Origin of the sequence: Halomonas sp. DP1Y21-3, assembly GCF_019801245.1 — a bacterium.
Taxonomy (GTDB): domain Bacteria; phylum Pseudomonadota; class Gammaproteobacteria; order Pseudomonadales; family Halomonadaceae; genus Halomonas; species Halomonas litopenaei.
On the sequence record NZ_JAHVJM010000003.1, the window covers coordinates 672,583 to 694,271 of the forward strand.

The window sequence follows — 21,689 nt, forward strand, 5'->3', positions numbered from 1 at the left end:
CTATATAATGCCGAGAATGATGGTGAACGCTCGCCAATTTGGCCTGTACAGGCCGGTCAAGTGGGTCATAATGCCGTCAGTGCAGTCTGGAAATCGCAGGGGTTTGGATAAATGGTGACCACAAGGAATTCCGGGTGGCGTTCGCTGACGATGCTGGTCGCGCTGGTGGTGACCTGTCTGATGGTGGTGCAGTCCGCCCAGGCAGGCAATCCGCGCTACGCAGGCATCGTGGTGGACGCCGAGAGTCATGAGATCCTGTACGCGGAAAACGCCGATGAGCGCCGCTATCCGGCCTCACTGACCAAGATGATGACCCTTTATATGCTGTTCGAGGCTCTGGACGGTCGTACCATGAGTCTGGGCCAGCCGCTGCCGGTCTCTTCCCATGCGGCCTCGATGCCGGCGACCAAGCTGTGGCTCAAGCCCGGTGACAGCATCCCGGTGGAGAAGGCCATCCAGGCGTTGGTCGTGCGCTCCGCCAATGACGTGGCGGTGGTGGTGGCCGAGTCCCTGGGCGGTTCCGAGTCTCACTTCGCCGACATGATGACCCGCAAGGCGCGCAGCCTGGGCATGAATAACACCACCTTCCGCAACGCCTCGGGCCTGCCCAACTCCGGCCAGGTCACCACGGCGCGGGACATGGTCATCCTGGCGCGTCGTCTGATGCTGGACTTCCCCCAGTATTACCCCTACTTCTCTCTTACCGAGTTCACCTGGCGTGGCACTCGTCACACCGGTCACAACCGTCTGCTGACCAAGTACCCGGGCACCGATGGTCTCAAGACCGGCTTCATTCGTGCCTCCGGTTTCAATGTGGCGACCTCGGCCACGCGCAATGGACGGCGCATGGTGGCGGTGGTCATGGGCGGCTACACCGCCGCTTCCAGGGATGAGCAGATGATGAGCCTGCTCGACCGTGGCTTCCTGCGGGCTTCGCTGGTCGACGGTCGTGGTTTCCTTGCCAATACCGATGTCTCCGGTGGCGAACTGATGGCGCCTCGCCAGCGTGGGTTGATCTCTGCGCCGACGCCGAGCCGTGTCGCTCAGGTGCCATCCACCGCGGTGCGGCCGTCACGGGTCGAGACCGTGGTTCGTCCGGCCACGCCGACGCTGGCCAGCCGCCAATCGGCGACAGCGCCGGTGCGCTTCGAGTCCGCCGCCCCGATCATCTCCGATTCGCGTCGTTCTTCGTCCGGTCCCGACCCGCTGCGCAACCTGATCGACCAGCCGAGTGCCTCGGCACCCGCCCTGGCATCGATTCCGGTGGCGGCCTCGGTGCCCGACGCGGCAGCGGCGAGGCCTGAGCCCCGCCCTGTGTCGAGTGCCGTGTCGAGCGCGCCGTCCAGCGTGGCGAGCACGAACACCACCACCAGCGCGAACGCGAGCAGCACCATCGCGCAGACCGGCGACTGGGGGGTCCAGGTGGGGGCGTTCAGCGACATGGACAGCGCGCGCAGCCAGGCCAGCCAGGCGGCCGATCGTCTGGCGGGCGAGATGGCCCACGCCCGGGTAGCGGTGGCGCGAGCCGACAATGCCAACATCTACCGTGCCCGCGTGGTGGACCTGCAGGAAGGCCAGGCCCGTTCGGCCTGTCGGCGACTGCTGCAGCAGGGCATGGACTGCATGGTCGTTCAGGCCAGCCTCTAAGCGTCAGTTCGCGCCACCTTCACGTCGTTCTCCGACAAGGCCCGCCTCCGGCGGGCCTTTTGCTGCATGGCATACACCAGTGCACAGTTCTGGTGCGTCTGTTCTTGCCAGCGAAGCGTTCGCCCCCTAACGTTGTCCCTGTTACCCCCGTCGGCCCCGTGCCGGCGGGGTTCGTTTTTAGGTCAGGTAGATGGTGGTCGTGAGCCACTTGCCATCAGTGCTGCGGACAGGGAGGAGAGCATGGGATCATCGTTCAAGGGTATCGGGTTCATGTGTCTTGGCGTGCTGTGCCTGGCGCTCGGTGACGCCATTTCCAAGTGGCTCGGCGAGGTGCATTCGCCGTTGCAGATCATCTTCTTTCGCACCCTGGTGTCGTTGCCGTTGATCATGCTGCTGGCGCACCAGGGGGGCGGCCTACGCACCCTGTCGACCCGACGTCCTGGGGTGCATCTGATCCGTGGTCTGATCTATACCGGCACCATGGGTTGCTTCGTGCTGGGGTTGACGATGATGCCGCTCGCCGAGGGCACCGCCATCGCCTTCGCCGCGCCGCTGTTTGTCAGCCTGCTGTCGGTCCCGCTGCTGGGCGAGCGGGTGAGCGTGCCGGTGGTGCTGGCGTCGTTGGTGGGCTTTGCCGGTGTATTGGTGATCGTGCGTCCAGGCAGTGAAGGCATCTCGCTGGGTGCTCTGTCGATGCTCGGGGCGGCGGTGTTCTATGCCTTGATGATGATCACCGCTCGGCGCTACGGCGCCCGCGAGCACCTGTGGGCGATGGTGTTCTACATGACCCTGGTGCCCTTTGTGGTGACCGGCGTCGCCCTGCCGCTGGTATGGCAGGCGCCGGCGCTGGAGCATTGGCCGGCCTTTCTCATGTCCGGGGTGCTCGGGGTCGGCGCCACCGCCTTTATTACCCTGGCCTTTCGTCACGCTCCGGCCGCTATCGCCGCCCCCTTCGACTATACCGCCATGCTGTGGGCGGTCCTGCTCGGCTGGATGATCTGGGACGAGGTGCCGGATCTCGGGGTGCTGATCGGCGGCACCCTGATCATCGCCAGCGGCCTGGCGATCGCCTACCAGGAGGGGCGCACCAGCCTCAAGCGGCGCCCTTCGGCCTGAGCTGGGCGCTTGATCGGATGGAAGGACCAGGAGGTTGACCGACATCACGTCGCCTTGGGGGGAGGCGCTTGCCGTCCTAGGGCTTGTCTGAAAAGTGCCTGCGCTCGGTAATACGGCGTTAAAAATCGGCTGGTGCGCCAGCCCGGTCAAAATGCTCATTTACACCCCGTAAACTGCGCTTTCTCACCGATTTTTGCCTTGTCTAACCTTCGCTCGTCGACTTTTCGGACAGCGCCTAAGCTTGCCTTAAGTTGCTGCCGTCAGGCTGCCTGTTACGCGACAAGGCGTATCACCTTCAGGGAGCAGGACGATGGCATCGATTCCGTCACATTCAAAAGGCCGGCAGATCAAGGTGTGGGACCCGTTGGTCCGCGTCTTTCACTGGGCGCTGGTGCTGGGGTTTGCCCTCAATTACGCCGAAATTGGCCCTCATCGTTATATCGGCTACACCCTGATGGGGCTGATAGGGCTGCGTCTCGTCTGGGGACTGGTGGGGCCCTGGTCGGCGCGCTGGTCGAGCTTCTGGCCGACACCCTCGCGCCTTGGGGCGGTACTCAAGAAACAGGCCGCAGCACAGGAAGAGTGTTCGTCTCAGCGCATCACCCATACCCCGCTGGGGGCGGTGATGATGTTGCTGATGCTGGCCTTGCTGGTGGGGCTCGGTACCACCGGCATCTTGATGGTGCACACCGAGCGTTTCCACGATGTGCACTGGATGGAGGAGCTGCACGAGGGCCTCGCCACGGCGGTACTGTGTCTGGTGCCGTTGCACGTGGGCGGTGCCATCCTGGAGGGGCGACGACTGGGCGACAACCTGATCGCCGCAATGGTCCATGGGCGTCGAAGGGTCAGGCCTCGCGTCTGAGGGTCGCGTTCGGCGGTGGGCTGCCTGGCCGGGCTCCCAGGCCGGTTCAGCCTTCCCAGGCCGTCAGCAGGTCCCTCGCGGCGCACGCCGGGTCCGCCTGGCCGCAGATGGCGGAGACCACGGCCATGCCATCGGCGCCGCTTTGACGCACCGCCGAGGCGTGCTCGCGCTTGAGCCCGCCGATGGCCACGCTGGGCAGCGGGCTCGCCGCCACCAGCGAGGCAAGACCATCGAAGCCCAGCGGCGTGGCGTGGTCGCTCTTGGTCGGCGTGGCGAATACCGGTCCGAGTCCCAGGTAGTCCAGTGCCTGGACATCCAGGCGCGACAGCTGGTCGGGGTGCTGCACCGATAGGCCGATGATCGCCGTCTCGCCAAGCAGGCGGCGGGCTTCGCCCACGTCGCCGTCGTCCTGCCCCAGATGCACGCCGTCGACCTGTGCCTTTAGCGCGACCTGGACGCGGTCATTGATGACCAGAGGAACCCCGTGTTCGGCCAGCGCCGGTTTCAGTCGGCGCGCCAGTTGCACCAGTTCGTCATCGCTGGCGGTCTTGTCACGTAGCTGCACCAGGCTGACTCCGCCGCGTACCGCCGCCTCCACCGTCGCTTCAATCCCCATGGATGCGCACAGCCCGGGGTCGGTGACCAGATAGAGGCGAAGGCTGCGGGGGTCGAACAGGCGCGCATCAAGGCGTCGAGGAGAGTGGGTCACGAGGGGCTCCTGGTACATGAATCGGGTAGGGCGGTCGGGTCAGTCGAGAGACTCGATGGCGAGAGGTTCCCGCCGTAACAGCGTCTCGGGATTGAGCTGATGCAAGGCGTCGATAAAGGCGACGGCGAAGCTGCCAGGACCCTGGGCGGTGCGGCCGGCGCGACTGCCGGCTTCGCCATAACAGGCCAGGGCCGCGCAGGTGGCGACCAGCGGATCCTGATCGGCGGCGAGAAAGGCCGCGACCACACCGGACAGGGCGCAGCCCAGCGCCGTCACGCGGGGCATCAGCGGGTGTCCACCGGGCACGCGCACCAGCCGCCGGCCGTCGGTGACCAGATCGACCTCACCGGTTACCGCTACCACCGCCTCCTGGCGCCGGGCCAGGGCGACGGCCGCCTGCACGGCGTCGTCGCTGGCGGCAGTGGAGTCGACGCCGCGCCCGCCAAGACCGTCCTCGGCCAGGGCGATGATCTCCGAGGCGTTGCCGCGAATGACGCTGGGCCTCAAGTCCAGCAGCCTGGCGGCCGACTCTCGCCGATAGGCGGTGGCGCCAACGGCAACGGGGTCGAGCACCCAGGGGGTCTGGTGCTCGCCGGCACTGGTGGCAGCCTCGGTCATGGCCTCGACCCAGTGAGGCGAGAGCGTACCGATATTGATCAGCACAGCGTCGGCCAATGCCGCGAACTCGGCCGCTTCCTCACGCGCATGGACCATGGCCGGTGAAGCGCCCACGGCCAGCAGCACATTGGCGGCGCTGTTCATGGCCACGTAGTTGGTCAGGCTATGGACCAGCGGCGCCGCCTGGCGCAGCCGGGTCAGCCGTGCGCCGATGTCGGCGCCGGTGAGTGTCGTCGTCATGACAGGCCTCCCTGGCGTTGGACGAAGGCGGTGAGGGTCGCCTTGCAGGGAGTCATGATCCGGTCACTGCGCGCCGCTGTAAAGCGGCGATGGCCTGAGATATCCCCCTTGAGCCGGGAGACGGTGAACCGCGACAGCTCGCCGGGCGTCAGCCCAGCAGTTGCAGTGCGATCAATACCCCCAGGGCGGCGAGGGCGAGCTCGCGAACCGGTACGCCGTTGCCGCTGTCTGTGGCGTCGTCTCGACGCTCCGAGCTTGCGGTTCGGGGCCACAGGGCGAGGCCACCGAGAATCAGGCTGAGGCTGCCGAGGGGCAGGCTGATGGACGACCAGAAGGCCATCAGGGCGAGGCCGCCGACCAGGGCCAGAGAGATACGAAGAAGCCCCTTGGTGGCGAAGCGGGGGCGAGTACGGGAGACCTGCTGTAGGAAGGGCATGTTCGGAATTCCTTGTCGGTGCAGGGGGCGGGCCAGAAGACAACTACTGACACCATCGCTAGGGCTGCAGCGTAGCGGCTTTGCCTTAACGCGCGCTTAAGCTTTATTGAAAGATTTGTGACAAGGTCTGATGCGCGAATCTGCAAAATGTTCAGTCGGCGAGCTGCGACATTGGTCGAACGCCATTGGCAGAGCGTGGGAATCTTGGGGGGCAGAGGGCGCGTCGCGCCTGGCTCCGTCCTCGCCTTCAAGGGCGACCTGCAAGGGTGATCTGCAAGGGCGACCGCAATGGCCTCCTGCCAAGGCGGTCTGTCTGGACGTGGATCAAACGCGTGCGTCAGGCGCGGATATAGGCCCAGCCCTGGCGCTGGCCCTCGGCCAGGGTGAGTACCGCTGCCTCGACGATGGCCAGTCCCCGGGTGTCGACGATGCCCTGGGCGTCGAGACTGTTGCGACACAGTCTTAACCACACGTCGGTGTCGTCCGGGGTGGCGACGGCGGCGGCCACACCGCCGGCGTTGGTGATGATCAGCACCTCGGCGTCGGGGCTGGCGGCCTTGAGGTTGCGGGCATTGCGCCTGGCGCGGGCAAGGCTCTCGGCGCAGGGAGCGTGAAGCATCACCTTCAAGCGTGAATCACCCGCTTCGCGGGGGGGCAGGCCGGTATCGCTCATGACGCCTCCGGGGCGGCGCCGATCAATGTTTCCAGATGATGGACCTGGGCGCCGAAGTCGGAATGCTCACGGCGATTGTCGGTGGGCAGCGTGATCTCGAGGGTGTCGATGACCCGCGCCGGGGCCCCGCCCTGATGTCCACCGAGCACCATCACCCGGTCTGCCAGCAGCACCGCCTCTTCGATGTCGTGGGTAACGAAGACGATGGCGGCCTCGGTGCGCTGGCGCAGGTCGATCAACTCGTTCTGCAGGCGACGGCGAGTGATCGCATCCAGCGCCGAGAAGGGCTCGTCCATGAACAGCACCCGGGGCTTTACCGCCAGCGCCCGGGCGATGCCGACACGCTGTTGCTGGCCGCCGGACAGGGTGGAGGGGAAACGCTCGGCCATGTCGCCCAGGCCGACCAGCTCCAGCGGCGCAAGGGCGCGGCGCTGGCGCTCGTCCCGGGACAGCCCCAGTCCCTCTAGCCCGAGCGCCACATTGGCGCGGATGCGTCGCCAGGGAAACAGCCGTGGCGCCTGGAAGACCATCGACCAGGGCCGCGCTCCATCACGTGGGCTCTCGTCCAGCCAGCGCTCGCCTGCCACCGCCGGCAGCAGGCCGCAGAGTGCCCGCAGCAGGGTCGACTTGCCGACCCCGGAGGCACCGACGATGGCGATGAACTCCCGTGGAGCCAGGCGCAGGTCGACATGTTCGAGCACGCGCTGGCCGCCGAAGCCCAGCGCCAGGTCATGGGCCTTGAGCACGCAGGCGTCGGCGTTGCGTTCGGCTGTCAGGGTGTCCATATCAGCAGCCTTTTTTGCAGATGCAGAAAGCCCAGGTCGAACAGGGCGTAGAGCGCGGCAATGGTCAGCATGTAGACCACCACGATATCGGTGGCCAGCAGGCCCGAGGCCTCCATCATGCGCTGGCCGATGCCGGGAATGCCGAACAGTTCGGCCGCGACCACGGTCATCCAGCCCTGGCCGAGGCCGGCGCGCAGGCCACCGAGGATGCCGGGGGCTGCCGCGGGCAGGCTGACCTTGGTCAGGCGGGCCAGCAGCGAACCCTGGCCGAAGGCCCTGGCTACCTCGTCATAGCCGGGGTCCACCGCACGCACCGCGCTGTAGCTGGCGAAGTAGTTGATCCAGAACACCCCGATACTGATGATGAAGGCCGCCGCCGATGGCGTGATCCCGAACCAGATGATGGCAAAGGGGATCCAGGCCAGTGGCGGGATCGGGCGCAGCAGGCGCGCCAGCCAGGCGTGCAGGGCGTCGAATACCGGCAGCAGGGCCGCCGCCACGCCCATGGCGATACCTGCCAGCGAGCCGATGGCCACCCCTACGCTGTAGTGAGACAGGCTCGAGCTGACGACTTCCCACCAGATGCCGTCGACCACCTCGCCCCAGAAGACCGTCGGGATCGCAGAGGGCAGCGGAACCAGATTGCCGGGCAGCAGCCCCAGGCGCAGTGAGATCTCCCAGAGTGCCACAAAGGCGACGAGCCCCAGCGCACCGAGGCCGGTGCGCCGGCTACGAGATACCGACTTCATGGGCTCGTGTCGCCTTCTTCGGCGTCTGCGTCAGCGCTTGCGGTCAGGTCGTCGTACCAGCGGGTGTCGAACAGAGTGTCGATGTCGAGGCCCTGCTTGAGGGTGCCGTTGGCCAGCTGGAAGTCATGCATGGTGCGGGTGCCCTCGACGATCGCGTGGGGATCGGCGCCGTAGTTGGCGAAGGGCGAGGACAGTGCAGCCTCTACGGTTTCCAGCGGCACCAGACGCTTGCCGACGAACTCGCGCACCGAGGGGGCGACCTGCTGTGGCGTATCGACCAGGGCGTGGGTCGCTCGCAGGTGAAGTTCGAGCAAGGTGCTGACGGCATCGGGGCGCTGTTCGAGCAGGCTTTCGCGTGCTGCCAGCACCGCGCCGGGTTGACCCGGCAACATGTCCGAGGCGTGGGCCACGATCTGGGCGTCGTCGAGGCGTTCGGTCACGGTGGAGAGTATCGGCTCCAGGGTCGAGGCGGCGTCCACTGCACCGGCCAGCAGCGCCTGCTGGACACGATCGGCGCCCATGGCGACGATCTCGACGGCGTCACTGCCGATGCCCAGGCGTTCGTCCAGCCAGTAGCGCAATACCGTGTCGGGTACCGAGCCCTTGGGGAAGGTGGCGATCTTGGGCCGACGGCCTTCGCGCTCGGTAAAGTCGGCGATGGCCTGGGCCGGGTCGGCGTCGGCCATCAGGCTGGCCAGTTCGCCGCGGGCGACCAGGCCGATCTGCTCCTGGATGGCGGCCGCCAGTACCTTGATCGGTACCCCGTTGGCGCGAGCCACCATGGCCGGGCCGATACCGAAGTACATGACGTCGAGATCACCCGAGGCCAGCGCCTGGACCATCGCCGGCCCGCTGGAAAAGCGTGTCAGCTCAAGTTCCAGACCGGCCTCTTCGGTCCAGCCTTCGCCCTCCATCACGAATAGCTGAGCCACCGGCAGGATCGGCATATAACCAACCTCCAGCGGACCTTCGTCGGCGGCGATGGCGGTACCAGGCAGAAGCAGGGCGGCGGCGGTCAGCCAGCGGTAAAGGAGCTGGGGCATGGAGCCCTCCCGGAGCAATGAAGTTAATGATCAGCATGATAACGATCGGGGGACGAGGGCGACACGCAGGCGTGCGATCAATCCGTTATATGCTTATTAGGCGTCGGAAGACGCCGACACGACGATGGCCGCCCGGGGGCGGCCATCGCTGAGGGGACAGGCTGTCTGACGTAGCGGTAGATAGAGAGGGGGCGCTGCTCGTCCCTCCCTCGGACACTTCTGTCCTTACGTCTTGCCTGCTCCGTCCTTACTTCTTGCCGGGCTGTTTGACAAAACGCAGGTACGGACGCTGTTCGTCCCAGCCTTCCGGGAACAGGGTCTTGGCCTCGTCGTTGGAGACGGCAGGCACGATGATGCAACGGTCGCCATGGTTCCAGTTCACCGGGGTCGCCACCTTGTAGCCGTCGGTCAGCTGCAGGCTGTCCAGCACCCTCAGGATCTCGTCGAAGTTGCGTCCGGTGCTGGCCGGGTAGGTCAGCGTCAGGCGCACCTTCTTGGCCGGATCGATGATGAATACGCTTCGCACCGTCAGGGTGTCGTTGGCGTTGGGGTGGATCATGTCGTAGAGGTCACTGACCTTGCGATCGGCGTCGGCGAGCAGCGGGAAGTTGAGCCCGTGGCCCTGGGTGTCCTCGATATCGCCGGCCCAGGCGTGGTGATCCTCGATGGGATCCACCGACAGGCCGATGGCCTTGGCGTTGCGTTTGTCGAATTCGCCCTTGAGGCGCGACACTTCCCCGAGTTCGGTGGTGCACACCGGGGTGAAGTCCTTGGGGTGAGAGAACAGGATGACCCAGCTGTCACCGGCCCACTCATGAAAGTGAATGGTGCCGGCGGTGCTTTCCTGTGTGAAGTCCGGTGCGGTATCACCCAGTCGTAGCGTCATGGTCGTCTCCTTGGCGGTTGATGGCGACGGGCCCGGACGGACCCGACGGGTCGATCGGTGAGACCGGGGCGCGGCCTCGTGGCAGCGAGCGTCAGGGCGCCGGCGCGGCTGCCCCGACGAAGCGATCCTGCCAATAGTCTATGGACAGCGAGGTGGTGGTGACCGTTCGCCCGCGTCCGGGCGCGTGGATCATCACATCGTCGCCGGCGTAGATGCCGACATGGCTGACCCCGGGACCCTTGCCGGTAGCGAAGAACAGAAGATCACCCGGCCGTGCCTCGTCGATGGGCGGCAGGCGCCGGTATTGCTCCCGGGATGAGCGCGGCAAGGGGATACCCGCCCGGGAATACGTCATCTGGGCCAGGCCGGAACAGTCCAGCCCGCGCGGATCGTTGCCGCCGAACCGGTAGGGGGTGCCGACGGCGCTGCGCGCCTCGGACAGGATCAGGGCACGTTCCATGGACAGTCCCTGGCCGCCGTCATCGGTGCTCAGCGGGGCCGAGGCACAGCCCCCCAGAAGTACCAGCAGCAGTGCCATCAGGGCTGTCCAAGAGGACCTGGTGTACCACGGCATCGAAGTGGTCATTGCGGCTTTCCCTGCACAGACGAGGCGCCCTCTACGGTACTCTGCCCTACCAGGCAGGCCAAGGGGGCCGAGGCCTAATGTGTCGCTGGCGCCGCAGGCGTAGCGACAACGACAACGACAAGGCGACCAGGCGACCAGGCGCGGACGCGACCGACAGGCCGATGCCCCCTGACGACAGGAGATACGTGCCCCCTAACGAAAGGAGATGCGTGTGCCGTTGGCCAGCATCTCGTCGGGGGTCATGGCCTTGCCCTCCACGCCGATCATCTCGTCACCGCACTGATCGGTCCAGGTCAGGACGCCATGGGTCAGGCCGACGCCGCCGAGCAACTCGCGGATCTCGCCGGTGCCGAGAAAGGTGCGGGTTCGCCCCTTGTCGTCGGCAAGCTCTGTGGTGCCGTTGGCGTGATGAAAGCGCACCGTGTAGATGCCATCCATCGACTCCACCTCGACGATGGGCGAAAACCCGCGGGACAAGGCCTTGGCGAGTGCCTTGAGGGTAATCTGGCGCTCCAGGGTGTAGTCGATGTCAGCCATCTTGGTGTTTCCTCCGGCGAAACGGGCCTCTTAAGACTGGTCCAGCAAAGGACTTCTGGCAAACAGGTAAGTGCGGTGCCGTGACCCAGTCGTTGAAGGCGCGTTCTTGAGGCGGTGTGCCGAGCCGGTATGGTTGATGGCTTCTACAGCTATCGACAGGTGAACCATGCGACACCATTCCATGCCCTTGGCCCTGGCGGCCTCGATTGCGCTCGCGGCTTCCTTCGGCGCCCATGCTCAGGACCAGGAAGATGCCCAGGTTCGTTTTTCCGTGCCCGCCTGGCCCGGTGTAACGGTCAAGACGGCCCTGGCATCCACCCTGCTCGAGACCCTGGGTTATGAGCCGGTCCAGGAAGAGCTGGGCTCCACCATCACCTATCAGGCCCTGCGCCAGGGAGAGCTCGACGCCTTTCTGGCGGCCTGGTTGCCGGCCCAGCAGGGCATGTACGACGCCAGCTTCGAGGATGGCGAGTCCAAGCTCGAGGACCTTGGCAACAACGTCGACGGTGCGCGCCTCGGCTTTGCCGTACCCACCTACGTCTACGAAGCCGGCGTGAAAACGGCGGAGGATCTGGACAAGGAAGAGTTTGCCGACAAGCTGGACCGCACCATCTATTCCATCGAGGTGGGCTCCGGCATGAGCGACTCGCTCAACAGCGCCGTGGATGAGGACACCTACGGTCTGGGTGACTGGAACCTGTCCGAGACCTCGACGCCAGGCATGCTGAGCGCCGTGGACGCGGCGATCGATCGTGAAGAGTGGATCGTGTTCGCCGCCTGGACCCCGCACTGGATGAACATCGAGTTCGACGTGCGTTATCTGGATGACCCCGAGGACATGTGGGGCCCGGAAGGCGGCCGCAGCGACGTGCGCACCCTGGTGCGCAGCGAGTTCGCCGAGAGCCACCCCAATGCCACCCGTCTGCTCGATCAGCTGGTGTTTACCGCCGATGACCAGAGCGCCATGATCCGTGGCTTCAGCTACGAAGAGCGCGAGCCGGAGGCGGTTGCCGTCGATTGGCTGCGTGAACACCCCGAGGAGACCAAGGGCTTCCTCGAGGGGGTCACCACGCGCGACGGCGAGGAGGCCTGGCCCGTGGTGCGCGATGCACTGGAGATCCCCGAAGCCTGATGTCGGTTGCCTCAAGCGTCGACTGAAGACCGCCGTTTGGAGCGAAAGACGAAAGGACCGCCCCAGGGCGGTCCTTTGTTTTCTGCAGGTCGACAGGACGACGTGTGGCGTCCACTCGAGCTGTCGAGCGAGCGGGTCGTGATGACAGGATCAGTGGTCGTGGTCGTGGCCATCGTGGCTATCGTCATGACCCTCGGCATCGACCAACCCCTGATGCAGCACCTCGGCATTGTGCAGGATCATTCCCAGGTAGTGAGACGTCATCCCTTCTTCGGACAGGGCGCCGTTGTAGAGTGAGCCGGCGATGGGCACGCCGGTTTCCTCGGACAGTTGTTCCATCAGCGCCGGGCTGGACATGTTCTCGACAAACAGCGCCGGAATCTGGCGTTCACGGATGACGTCCACCATGCGCGCGATATCTGCCGCTGACGGTTCCGCTTCGGTGGACAGACCGACCGGCGACAGGAAGTCGATGCCGTAGGCCCGAGAGAAGTGGCCGAAAGCGTCGTGGCCGACGATGACCTGGGCGTGTTCCGGCAGGTCGTCGAGCAGCGCGAGCACCTGGTCGTGGGCCGCCTGGATATCCTCCATGTAGCTGTCGGCCCTGGACGCGTAGTGCTCGCTGTTGTCAGGGTCGACGGCGATCAGTCCGTCGCGGATATTGGCGACATAGATCAGTCCTGCCGACAGGTCGAGCCAGGCATGGGGGTCGTACTCGCCATGGTCGTGGCTGTCGTGATCATCGTGGCCGTCGTGATCTTCATGGTCTTCATGGCTGTCGTGATCACCGTGTCCGCGGTGCTCTTCATGGCCGTCGTGCTCTTCATGGCTGTCATGGTCGTGGCCGTCGTGCTCGTCCCCTTCCTCGTCCTGGCGATGCAGTGATTGGCCGCCATAGGCCAGCAGCGGCACTCCGTCCGTGGCGACAACGGTCTTGCCCTGATAGCCGCTGGCGTCGAGCAGGCGCGTCATCCAGCCCTCGAACTGCAGGCCGTTGAGCACCACCAGGTCTGCCTCGGCCAGGGCCCTGGCGTCGGTCGGGCGAGGGGAGTAGACGTGGGGGTCGCTGTCGGGGCCGACCAGCGAGGTGACCTCGACCCTGTCGCCGCCGACGTTGCGTACCATGTCGGCCAATACACTGAAGCTGGCGACCACCTGGGTGGGCTCGTCTGCCACGGCCTGGGGGCCAAGGGCGAGTCCCGTCAGGGCAATCCAGGCGTGGCGTTTGACGAAGGCATGAGGCAGTGACAGTGGCATGGACGTTGATCTCCGGTTGGTCAGGGGAAGGCGGGGCGCGTCAGGCGTGGTCGTCGGCGCGCAGCGGTGTGGCGCGACGACGAAGGCGAGCAGAAAGACTGTGCTGGCGGCCAAACAGCGCCGACAGCAGATAGGCCACACCGGCCAGCAGGATGATGGCCGGTCCAGAGGGCAGGCTCAGGTGGTAGGAAATCAGCAGGCCACCGAGGCTGGCGCCCAGCGCGATCACCACCGACAGCACTATCAGGCCCTCGAGGCGCGTGCTCCAGAAGCGAGCGGTGGTGGCCGGCAGCATCATCAGACCGACCGCCATCAGCGTGCCCAGGGTCTGAAACCCGGCGGTAAGGTTGAGCACGACGAGTCCCAGGAAGACACCGTGGACCAGACCGCTTCTGGTGCCTTGGCTGCGCAGAAACAGCGGGTCGAGGCATTCCACCACCAGGGCGCGGAAGATCACCGCCAGGGTGATCACGATCAGGCTACTGATGCCGGTGATCAGCACCAGGGCGGTGGTGTCCACCGCCAGAATGGAGCCGAACAGCACATGGGTCAGATCGACACTGCTGCCGCCCAGGGCGACCAGCATTACCCCGGCCGCCAGCGAGATCAGGAAGAAGCTCGCCATGGCCGAGTCTTCCCGGTGGCCGGTGAGCTGGGACACGCTGCCGGCCAACAGCGCGATCAATAGCCCTGACAGCATGCCGCCAAGGCTCATGATGGGCAGCGAGAAACCGGCCATCAGAAAACCCAGCGCAACGCCGGGCAGGATGGCGTGGGACATGGCGTCGCCGATCAGGCTCATGCCGCGCAGCATCAGGAAGACCCCCAGCGGCGGCGCCGCCAGCGACAGCGCCAGGCTGGCCAGCAGGGCACGGCTCATGAAGGCATAGTCGAAAGGGGCGATCAGCCACAGGTACAGGGTGGAAAGCAGCGAGTCGAGCATTCAGACAGATCCAGGAAAGGTCAGCGGCAGTCGAGGTGGGCGGGTCAATTGACCGGTGTGACGCTCCACCAGGGCATCCGGCGTGGCCCAGCGGCCGTGGCCCTGGGACAGGATCAGGACGTCATCGGCCAGGCGTGCCAGTTGCTCCATGTCGTGCAGCACGATGATCAGGGTCGCCCCCTGTTCGGCCATCTCGCGCAGCACGTCCATCAGCATCTCGACGGTATCGACGTCGACGTTGGCAAAGGGTTCATCGAGCAGCAGCAGTTCGGCTTCCTGCATCAGCGTCCGACCGATCAGGGCTCGCTGGCGCTGGCCTCCGGACAGCTCGCCCAGCGGGCGGTGGGCCAGCCGTGAGATGCCCAGGCGTTCCATGATCTCGCGCCCACGGCGATAGTGAGCGGCGCAGTAGCCCTTGAAGGCACCGTGGCTCGGCCAGGTGCCGGTCATGATCAGTTCCTCGACGCTCATCGGGAAACTCAGGTCCAGCGCCAACTGCTGCGGCAGCCAGGCGCGGCGCGGCGCCGGAACGGCGCATTCGACGCGGCCCGCGACCGGCGTCAAGTCGCCCATGATGGCCTGGATCAGGGTGCTCTTGCCGGCGCCGTTGGCGCCGATGAGCGCGGTGATGGCGCCATCCTGAAAGCGCCCCTCGAGATGTTCGAGCACGGTGCGCCCGCCGCGTGCCAACTGCAGATCATGCAAGACGAGGCGTGACATCAGTGCCACCATCCGGCGGACCAGGACACCGCCAGCCACAGTGGCAGCAGGGGAATCAGCACCAGCATCAGTCGGCGCCGCATGGACAGGGACATCAGCGAGAAGTGGCAAGGCCCTTCGGGGCGGTGACGATGGGTCATGCAGGATAGCTCCGGGGCGAATCGGTCGAGCAAAATGGTTGAAAGTTATAACATAACAATAACTGGGATTCCACGACTTCCCTCCCTCGGGCCATCCACTTGAGGTAGCCGCCAGAGCGTTCGAGGCAGGCGTGGAACTTTCCTACAATCGGTACTGCAAAGAATGTCTTCCCACGATAGACTGAAATAAAGTGTCAGGTGTGCTTGGTCTCGCACAACAGGACAACGTTTCTACGGAGTTTTCAGGATGTCACGGATATTGCGGCGGATGGCGCTGGTCGGGGCGGCCCTTGGGCTGGCCCTGCTGACGTCGACCCACTGCGTGGCGGGCGGCAGTACCGGCTTGTACGTCGGTGTCGGCGCCGGCCAGATGCAGGGCGATGACGACTTTGACGACGAGGCGTCGGCGGCCAAGGTCTTTGCCGGCTACAACTTCGGCTGGCTGCCCTTCCTCGATCTGGGGGCGGAGCTGTCCTACCTCAACGGCGGTGAGCTCGACGGTGAGGTCGACGGCACCTCGGCACGGCTCGAGGTGGAGAGCCTGCAGGCCATGGGTATCGCGGGCTTCAGCTTTGGTCCCTTCGGCGTCTACGGCAAGGCCGGCATGGCGGACTGGGACGCCGACCGCAGCGGCAATGGCCTGAACAAGGACTATTCCGGCACCGACCCGGTATTCGGGCTGGGCGCCCGGGTGCAGCTGTTCGATGTGACCGGGCGTCTGGAGGTCGAGCGCATCGATGCCGACGAGATCGGGCACGTCGATAGCCTGACCGGCAGCGTGGTCTATACCTTCTAGCCTGGCTGATGCGACTCAGGTACCGGTTTCCATCAGGTGCGTTCTACTCCGCAGGGCCGACGCAAAAGCGTCGGCCCTGCGCTGTTTTGGCGTCACGTATCGGCCGTTGGTACTAGTCGATTGACGATTTTTCGTCGGTTCAGAGGACGGATTGCGCAAAACGTGATGTAGATCATGCTGATTGTGTTGTAAGTGATTACGCACACAAAGGTCAGTCAAAGGGGGTAGGGGAGGAGCAGTATAGAGTATGAATATCTTCCTGCTCGGTGCTCCCCATGCTCACGCTGCCCCACCGGTTCCCACAGCTGCCCGCCCTGTCGACGGAACCTCGCCGCATTTGTCGATGGATGGCGCTTCTCGTGCTGGCCCTGCTGGCGCTGGTCAGCTTGGTGCCCCATGGCGTGCCCGTCGACCTGGCGATCTGGGCCGGGGTGCTCAATGCCATGCTGTTGCCGAGCATGGATCTGGTGCTGGGCGTATTGCTCGAGGGGCTTCGCCCGCTGCTGACCTCCCTTGAGCGTCCATGGACGCGCCTCCTGCTTGTCGTCTTGGTTGCCGCCGCGATGTGGTGCTTCGCCATCTTTCTGCTGCCGCTGGCGCTGGCCTGCCGTCATCTGCGCGGCCATGGAACGGCGCAAGACTACTGAGATGGCCGTCAGACCGTTACCATGATGGCAACGCATCGACGCCATCGAGGAATCCCATGACGACAACGCCCTTCGACCAGGCCCAGGCAAGGCTCGACGCCCTGCATGCCGAGGACCCTCGCCGCGTGGAGGTGGGCGGGGCGTCACAGCCCCAGGAGCTGTGGCACGCCGGGCGCATGAGCGCCTGGCTCGAGCGTCTCGATCCCGACGCAGCGGAGCTGGTGCAGCTTGCCGTGCACAACCAGCACCTGAAGCGCTGGGAGGTGCCGCGCAGTGACTATGAAGAGGGCCGCATCGGCTACCTGACCTGGCGACGTGACCAGGGCAAGCGCGCCGGCCAACTGGCGGCGGAGGTGATGCGCGCCTGCGGCTACAGCGACGCCGACGCCGACGAGGTGGCGCGGATGATCCGCAAGCAGGGACTGGGGCGCGACCCCGGCACCCAGGCGGTGGAAGACTGCGCTTGCCTGGTGTTCCTCGAGAACTACTTCGCCGACTTCTCGCGTCAGGTCGATCACGACCACCTGATCCGCATCGTCCAGATGACCTGGAAGAAGATGTCCCCCGCCGCCCACCAGCTCGCATTGGGCCTGCCCATGAGCGACGAGGCCCGCGCCATCGTCGAGGAAGCGCTGGGGTAGGCAGGGTTGCAAGTGGGCTGCTCAAGCAGCCGGGGGGCGCGAAAGCCTGGGAAGGGCGCCAGTACCAGGGGCTTACCGATTGAATGGGCGCCTGGCTGTCTGGAGGCCGCGACTCTGTTGATATGGCTGATGTGTTGTCGCCAGAATCCACGAGGCGAGAGGTGGCCGAGGGCTCGGGCTCTGTGAGCGTGAAGGAAGATCGAAGGCTAGGCTCTGTCCGAAAAGTCGGCGAGCGAAGGTTAGACAAGGCAAAAATCGGTGAGACAGCGCAGTTTACGGGGTGTAAATGAGCATGTTGATTCGACTTTTAACGCCGTATTACCGAGCGCAGGCACTTTTCAGACAAGCCCTAGCGGTATCGCCAGCGAATCAGTAGCAGGCTCACGCCGAAAACGACGGCGGGCATGAGCCCCAGGACAATGATGGCGGCATTGTGACTCATGAGCTGCCTCCTTTGGCGGCGTCTTCGGCCGCGCGCAGATGGCCGAGGTAAGTGGCAATCCCCGCCAGGGTCACTGTGGCCAGGCCTATAGCCAATAGTAACAGCCCCACCGGGGCGTGCCTGTTGATCGTGGCGCCTATGGTCAGGCCGACGATGATCCCGACGATGATCTTTTCCATGGCTTCACACAAGGCTTTCTCGGCGTGGTGCCTTCTATCCATTGTAGCCCTCCGCGCGACAGTACAACTATCGCCTCGGGGGAAGCGACACCTCTCATACTATCCCGGTTGAGTGACATACAAGCGATGCACCTGTGCAGCCCAGCGCCCGGGCGGGGGTACTGGGCCCTCGCCCCGGGACTCGTGTGGAAAAGACAAGGGGGCGAGCAACTTGGCCAACTTGGCGTTGTTCGCCGTGCTCCTTTCGCTGCCCTCTGTTCGCCGCGGGCGAGGGGACTCCTTCCTTTTGACTGGACACATTGTTCCACCGTACAACACGTCCATTACCTAGCCCTAGAACCCCTTGGCCTGCCCTCTGGGCCTTGCCGGGGTGGGCTTGTCGCAGCGCAGGAACTGGCCGTCACCGGCTTGGCCGCAGGGCTTGCCGTCGCGGGCGACGACCTGGCCCCGGCACAGCGCCATGACCACCCGCCCGGTCAGCTCCAGGCCCTCGTAGGGGGTGTAGTCCACCGCGTGGTGCAGGTCGTCGTTGCACACCGTGACCCGGGCCTCGGGGTCCCATAGGGTCAGGTCGGCGTCGCTGCCCACGGCGATGGTGCCCTTGCGCGGATAAAGGCCGTAGATCTTGGCCGGGTTGGTGGCGGTCAGCGCGACGAAGCGGGTGGCGTCGATGCGCTGCTTGACCACGCCCTCCGAGAACAGGATCGCCAGGCGCGTCTCGAGCCCCGGAATACCGTTGGGGATGCAGGAAAAACTCGCCTCCTCGCCATGCAGCTTCTTGCCCTTGTCGTCCTCGTAGCGGAAGGGCGCATGGTCCGACGAGAACACCTGGAAAACACCGCTTTCCAGCGCCTCCCACACCGCCTGCTGGGCCGCCGGGTCCCGGGGCGGTGGGCTGCACACGCACTTGGCGCCTTCGAAGCCGTCCTGGTCCAGGTCATCGGCGGTCAGCATCAGGTACTGGGGGCAGGTCTCGCCGTAGACCCGCAGGCCACGGCTCTGGGCCCAGCGGATCTGCTCGATCGCCTGGGGGCCGGAAACGTGGACGATCAGCAGCGGTACGTCGATCAGCTCGGCCAGCGAGATCGCGCGGTGGGTGGCCTCGCGTTCGGCGATGGAGGAGTGGGCCTCGGCGTGGTAGCGCGGGGCGGTGTGGCCCTGGGCTTCCAGCAGTTCGGTCAGGTAGGCGATGCAGTCGGCGTTTTCGGCGTGGACCATGACCATGGCGCCCTCGCGGCGGGCCAGCGCCAGCACCTCGAGCACCTCGCGGTCGTTGAGCTTCAGGTCATCGTAGGTCAGGTAGATCTTGAACGAGCTGTAACCCTCCTCGATCAGCGCCGGCAGCTCCTCGCGCAGCACCGTCTGGTTGGGGTCGGTGACGATCATGTGAAAGGCGTAGTCAATCATCGCCTTGCCGTCGCTCTCGCGGTGGTAGTCCTCCACCGCCGCGCGCAGCGACTGTCCCTTGAACTGGGCCGCGAAGGGAATCACCGTGGTGGTGCCACCGGCCGCCGCCGAGCGGGTACCGCTAGCGAAGTCATCGGCCATCACCGCGCCGTCACCCAGCGGCTGGGCCAGGTGGCAATGGGCGTCGATGCCGCCGGGCATCACCCACAGGCCGCTGGCGTCGATGGTCTCGCCGACTGGGCCTGCACCCTCGGCGAGTCCTTCGCCGAGGGCGACGATACGCCCGTCGCGAATGCCGATATCGGCGACAAAGCGGTCGGCGGCGGTGATCACGGTGGCGTTGGTGATCAGAGTATCGAGGCGTTGCATCTTGCTCTCCAGAGACCGGCTCGCGCCGGAGTTATTCATTGTTGTTCAGGTGCTTGGTGCCAAGGCGTGGCGGATATCGCCGATCATCCCATCACCCCCGGCAGCCACAGCACGATGGCCGGCCATGCGGTGATCAGGGCGACGAAGGCGAGCATCACCGCGAGGAAGGGCAGGCTGCCGATCATCACGTCGACGATCGAGCCGCGTCCGCGCACCCCCTGCACCACGTAGAGGTTCATGCCGATGGGCGGGGTGATCAACGAGATTTCCATCATGATCACCAGAAATACGCCGAACCACACCGGATCGAAGCCGAACTGCACCACCATGGGCACCACGATGGGTACGGTGGCGATCATCATCGACAGGGTCTCGAGAAAGCAGCCCAGCACCAGGTAGAACACCACCAGTGCGAGGATCAGCCCCAGCGGCGACAGTCCCAGTTCCGAGACCCACTGGGTCAGGGCGAAGGGGATGCCGAGAATGCCGACGATATAGTTGAGAAAGAACGCCGCAGAGATGATCAGCATGATCATGGCGGTGGTACGTGCCATGGACAGAAAGCACTCGTGAAGCATGGCGATGGTCAGCTTGCGGTTGAGCGCCGCGAGCAGCAGTGCTGCCACCACCCCCAGGGCGGCGGCCTCGGTGGGGGTCGCCCAGCCGCTGTAGATGCTGCCGATGACGATGGCGAAGACGAACGCCGGCGGCAGCAGATCGACCAGCGAGCGCAGACGTTGGGCCAGCGGCACGCGCGGCTCGCGCTCGCCGGCGACCCCGGGGCGCAGCAGGCTCATGCCCATGATCACCAGCATGAAGGTGGCCGCCAGGGCAAGCCCGGGCACGATACCGGCGATAAACAGGGCGCCGATGGAGGTGTTGGTGATCGCCCCGTAGATGATCATGTTGATGCTGGGTGGAATCAGGATGCCGAGCGTCGCCCCGGCGGCCAGGGTGCCCAGCGCCAGGCGCTCGCTGTAGCCGCGTTCAGCGAAGGCCGGCAGGGCCACGGTGCCGATGGTGGCGGCGGTGGCCACCGACGAGCCGGACATGGCGGCGAACACCGATGAGGCGCCGATGTTGGTGTGCAGCAGACCGCCAGGCAGGCGGTTGAGCCACACCGACAGCGCCGAGTACATGCGCTCGGTGATGCCGGCCCGCAGCAGCAGCTCGCCGAGCAGGATAAACAGCGGAATGGCGGTCAGGATGAAGTCGTTGAGGGTGCCCCACAACAGGTCGCCGAAGGAGAACAGCAGCGGGGTGCCCAGGTAGAGCATGGCGCCGAGGGCGGCGGTGGTGAAGATGGCCACCGCCACATGGATGCCCAGCGCCATCATGGAAATCATCAGGGCAAAGCCCAGCAGTACCTCGGTGACGGAAATCATGGTGTCTTCTCCCGGCCGGCTATCTGGCCATCCGCCGAATGGCCAGGCGAGCCACTCTTCGCGCCAACATAGTGGCGACGCGCTTCGTCGAGCTCGTCATCGGCGCTGAGCGGGTCGCAGCCGGCGTTGAGCGCGCCGATCTGGCCGCGCGTTAGCTGGACTCCGGCCCGGACGGCGGCTCGCAGGGTGACGATGGCGAACACCGAAAGCCCGATCAGCCACAGCGACTGGGGGATCCACAGCGGGGTCTGCAGTGGGGTGCTGGCCAGGCTGGAGAATTCCAGGGTCTCGCCCAGGGTCGCGCCCGCCCGCCACAGCATAAACAGCGAAAACACGCACAACAGCACCAGCGCCACCAGGTTGAGCAGGGCGCGCAGCCGGGGCGGCAGTCGCGTCAGCAGGACGTCGACCCGGGTATGGGCGCGCTGGGTCAGGGCGAAGGCGAAGCTGAAGGCGACACCGATAGCCAGCACATAGCCACCGATCTCGTCGACCCCCTGCAGCGAGAAGGCGAAGAACTTGCGCGCCAGCACCTCGAAGGTGATCAGCGCAGACAGCAACAGCGCGCCGTAGCCGGCGGCCAGAGCGGCACCGCGGGACAGACGGGCAAGTCCCCGGTCGAGCCGGGAGTCCGGTGATACAGCCATCGATGCGGCAGCGGATGCAGCGCCGGGCGATCTGGCGTCGGGTGGCGAATGCGCACCGGAGGGACGGGAATCGGACATCGGGATGCTCCTGGGG

25 protein-coding genes are annotated in these 21,689 nt (G+C 65.6%); 7 read left to right on the plus strand and 18 right to left on the minus strand.

From position 1 onward, the window contains the following. The first annotated feature begins 111 nt into the window (after positions 1–111). The 3 genes from KUV74_RS11640 (at position 112) to KUV74_RS11650 (ending at position 3,628) form a co-directional block, all read left to right on the plus strand. Positions 112–1,647, plus strand: a complete 1,536-nt coding sequence (locus KUV74_RS11640) for a D-alanyl-D-alanine carboxypeptidase (protein ID WP_222516375.1) — start codon at positions 112–114, stop codon at positions 1,645–1,647. A gap of 240 nt (positions 1,648–1,887) precedes the next feature. Beyond that, on the plus strand, positions 1,888–2,763 hold the full coding sequence (locus KUV74_RS11645) for a DMT family transporter (protein WP_045993504.1): 876 nt from the start codon (positions 1,888–1,890) through the stop codon (positions 2,761–2,763). Between the two features lie 310 nt (positions 2,764–3,073). Continuing rightward, complete coding sequence (locus KUV74_RS11650; protein WP_222516376.1) at positions 3,074–3,628, plus strand: cytochrome b/b6 domain-containing protein; 555 nt, start codon at positions 3,074–3,076, stop codon at positions 3,626–3,628. 46 nt (positions 3,629–3,674) lie between these two features. Here the strand turns inward: KUV74_RS11650 and thiE are convergent, their stop codons facing one another. From thiE to KUV74_RS11700, 10 genes are all read right to left on the minus strand, one after another. Beyond that, on the minus strand, positions 3,675–4,337 hold the full coding sequence (gene thiE / locus KUV74_RS11655) for a thiamine phosphate synthase (protein ID WP_301271164.1): 663 nt from the start codon (positions 4,335–4,337) through the stop codon (positions 3,675–3,677). 39 nt (positions 4,338–4,376) lie between these two features. Then, on the minus strand, positions 4,377–5,195 hold the full coding sequence (gene thiM, locus KUV74_RS11660) for a hydroxyethylthiazole kinase (RefSeq protein ID WP_222516378.1): 819 nt from the start codon (positions 5,193–5,195) through the stop codon (positions 4,377–4,379). Positions 5,196–5,343: 148 nt separating this feature from the next. After that, a complete protein-coding gene (locus KUV74_RS11665; protein WP_045993501.1) occupies positions 5,344–5,631 on the minus strand; it encodes a hypothetical protein in 288 nt (95 codons plus the stop codon). A gap of 337 nt (positions 5,632–5,968) precedes the next feature. Beyond that, a complete protein-coding gene (locus KUV74_RS11670) occupies positions 5,969–6,304 on the minus strand; it encodes a hypothetical protein (protein WP_222516379.1) in 336 nt (111 codons plus the stop codon). After that, entirely contained in the window at positions 6,301–7,089 is a 789-nt protein-coding gene (locus KUV74_RS11675; RefSeq protein WP_083970481.1) for an ABC transporter ATP-binding protein, read from the minus strand. The genes KUV74_RS11670 and KUV74_RS11675 overlap by 4 nt, the downstream gene beginning before the upstream one ends. After that, complete coding sequence (locus KUV74_RS11680) at positions 7,077–7,838, minus strand: ABC transporter permease (RefSeq protein ID WP_108132144.1); 762 nt, start codon at positions 7,836–7,838, stop codon at positions 7,077–7,079. Before KUV74_RS11680 ends, KUV74_RS11675 begins: the two co-directional genes overlap by 13 nt. Then, positions 7,835–8,881 (minus strand): ABC transporter substrate-binding protein, encoded by a 1,047-nt coding sequence (locus KUV74_RS11685; protein WP_045993498.1) that lies wholly within the window; start codon positions 8,879–8,881, stop codon positions 7,835–7,837. The genes KUV74_RS11680 and KUV74_RS11685 overlap by 4 nt, the downstream gene beginning before the upstream one ends. Before the next feature lie 247 nt (positions 8,882–9,128). Continuing rightward, positions 9,129–9,767 (minus strand): peroxiredoxin, encoded by a 639-nt coding sequence (locus KUV74_RS11690; RefSeq protein WP_108132145.1) that lies wholly within the window; start codon positions 9,765–9,767, stop codon positions 9,129–9,131. 91 nt (positions 9,768–9,858) lie between these two features. After that, on the minus strand, positions 9,859–10,305 hold the full coding sequence (locus KUV74_RS11695) for a C40 family peptidase (protein WP_240184218.1): 447 nt from the start codon (positions 10,303–10,305) through the stop codon (positions 9,859–9,861). 240 nt (positions 10,306–10,545) lie between these two features. Then, positions 10,546–10,890, minus strand: a complete 345-nt coding sequence (locus KUV74_RS11700) for a hypothetical protein (RefSeq protein WP_045993496.1) — start codon at positions 10,888–10,890, stop codon at positions 10,546–10,548. A gap of 166 nt (positions 10,891–11,056) precedes the next feature. Here KUV74_RS11700 and KUV74_RS11705 point away from each other — a divergent pair, with 166 nt between their 5' ends. Further along, on the plus strand, positions 11,057–12,022 hold the full coding sequence (locus KUV74_RS11705) for an ABC transporter substrate-binding protein (RefSeq protein ID WP_108132146.1): 966 nt from the start codon (positions 11,057–11,059) through the stop codon (positions 12,020–12,022). A 150-nt stretch (positions 12,023–12,172) separates the two neighbouring features. Here the strand turns inward: KUV74_RS11705 and KUV74_RS11710 are convergent, their stop codons facing one another. The 4 genes from KUV74_RS11710 to KUV74_RS11725 are packed head-to-tail and all read right to left on the minus strand — an operon-like array spanning position 12,173 to position 15,082. Beyond that, positions 12,173–13,279 carry a metal ABC transporter solute-binding protein, Zn/Mn family gene (locus KUV74_RS11710; RefSeq protein WP_222516380.1) on the minus strand — a complete coding sequence of 369 codons (1,107 nt, stop codon included), beginning with the start codon at positions 13,277–13,279 and terminating at the stop codon, positions 12,173–12,175. Positions 13,280–13,319: 40 nt separating this feature from the next. Next, entirely contained in the window at positions 13,320–14,222 is a 903-nt protein-coding gene (locus tag KUV74_RS11715) for a metal ABC transporter permease (RefSeq protein WP_108132148.1), read from the minus strand. Further along, complete coding sequence (locus KUV74_RS11720; RefSeq protein ID WP_213229372.1) at positions 14,223–14,942, minus strand: metal ABC transporter ATP-binding protein; 720 nt, start codon at positions 14,940–14,942, stop codon at positions 14,223–14,225. Further along, complete coding sequence (locus KUV74_RS11725; RefSeq protein WP_181248609.1) at positions 14,942–15,082, minus strand: hypothetical protein; 141 nt, start codon at positions 15,080–15,082, stop codon at positions 14,942–14,944. Before KUV74_RS11725 ends, KUV74_RS11720 begins: the two co-directional genes overlap by 1 nt. Before the next feature lie 247 nt (positions 15,083–15,329). On the opposite strand from KUV74_RS11725, the gene KUV74_RS11730 reads away from it, so the two are divergent. The 3 genes from KUV74_RS11730 (at position 15,330) to KUV74_RS11740 (ending at position 17,166) form a co-directional block, all read left to right on the plus strand. After that, on the plus strand, positions 15,330–15,878 hold the full coding sequence (locus KUV74_RS11730; RefSeq protein WP_052704403.1) for an outer membrane beta-barrel protein: 549 nt from the start codon (positions 15,330–15,332) through the stop codon (positions 15,876–15,878). Positions 15,879–16,153: 275 nt separating this feature from the next. Beyond that, on the plus strand, positions 16,154–16,525 hold the full coding sequence (locus KUV74_RS11735; protein WP_222516381.1) for a hypothetical protein: 372 nt from the start codon (positions 16,154–16,156) through the stop codon (positions 16,523–16,525). A gap of 56 nt (positions 16,526–16,581) precedes the next feature. Next, entirely contained in the window at positions 16,582–17,166 is a 585-nt protein-coding gene (locus KUV74_RS11740; RefSeq protein ID WP_108448671.1) for a DUF4202 domain-containing protein, read from the plus strand. 438 nt (positions 17,167–17,604) lie between these two features. Here the strand turns inward: KUV74_RS11740 and KUV74_RS11745 are convergent, their stop codons facing one another. The 4 genes from KUV74_RS11745 to KUV74_RS11760 all read right to left on the minus strand — a co-directional run bounded on the left by KUV74_RS11745 (position 17,605) and on the right by KUV74_RS11760 (position 21,673). Further along, positions 17,605–17,829, minus strand: coding sequence for a hypothetical protein (locus KUV74_RS11745; RefSeq protein ID WP_222516382.1), 225 nt, complete (start codon positions 17,827–17,829; stop codon positions 17,605–17,607). Between the two features lie 291 nt (positions 17,830–18,120). Next, positions 18,121–19,602 carry a dihydropyrimidinase gene (gene hydA, locus KUV74_RS11750; protein WP_222516383.1) on the minus strand — a complete coding sequence of 494 codons (1,482 nt, stop codon included), beginning with the start codon at positions 19,600–19,602 and terminating at the stop codon, positions 18,121–18,123. 44 nt (positions 19,603–19,646) lie between these two features. Further along, complete coding sequence (locus tag KUV74_RS11755) at positions 19,647–20,948, minus strand: TRAP transporter large permease (RefSeq protein WP_083970360.1); 1,302 nt, start codon at positions 20,946–20,948, stop codon at positions 19,647–19,649. Then, positions 20,945–21,673, minus strand: coding sequence for a TRAP transporter small permease subunit (locus KUV74_RS11760; RefSeq protein WP_222516384.1), 729 nt, complete (start codon positions 21,671–21,673; stop codon positions 20,945–20,947). The genes KUV74_RS11755 and KUV74_RS11760 overlap by 4 nt, the downstream gene beginning before the upstream one ends. Between the last annotated feature and the right edge of the window lie 16 nt (positions 21,674–21,689).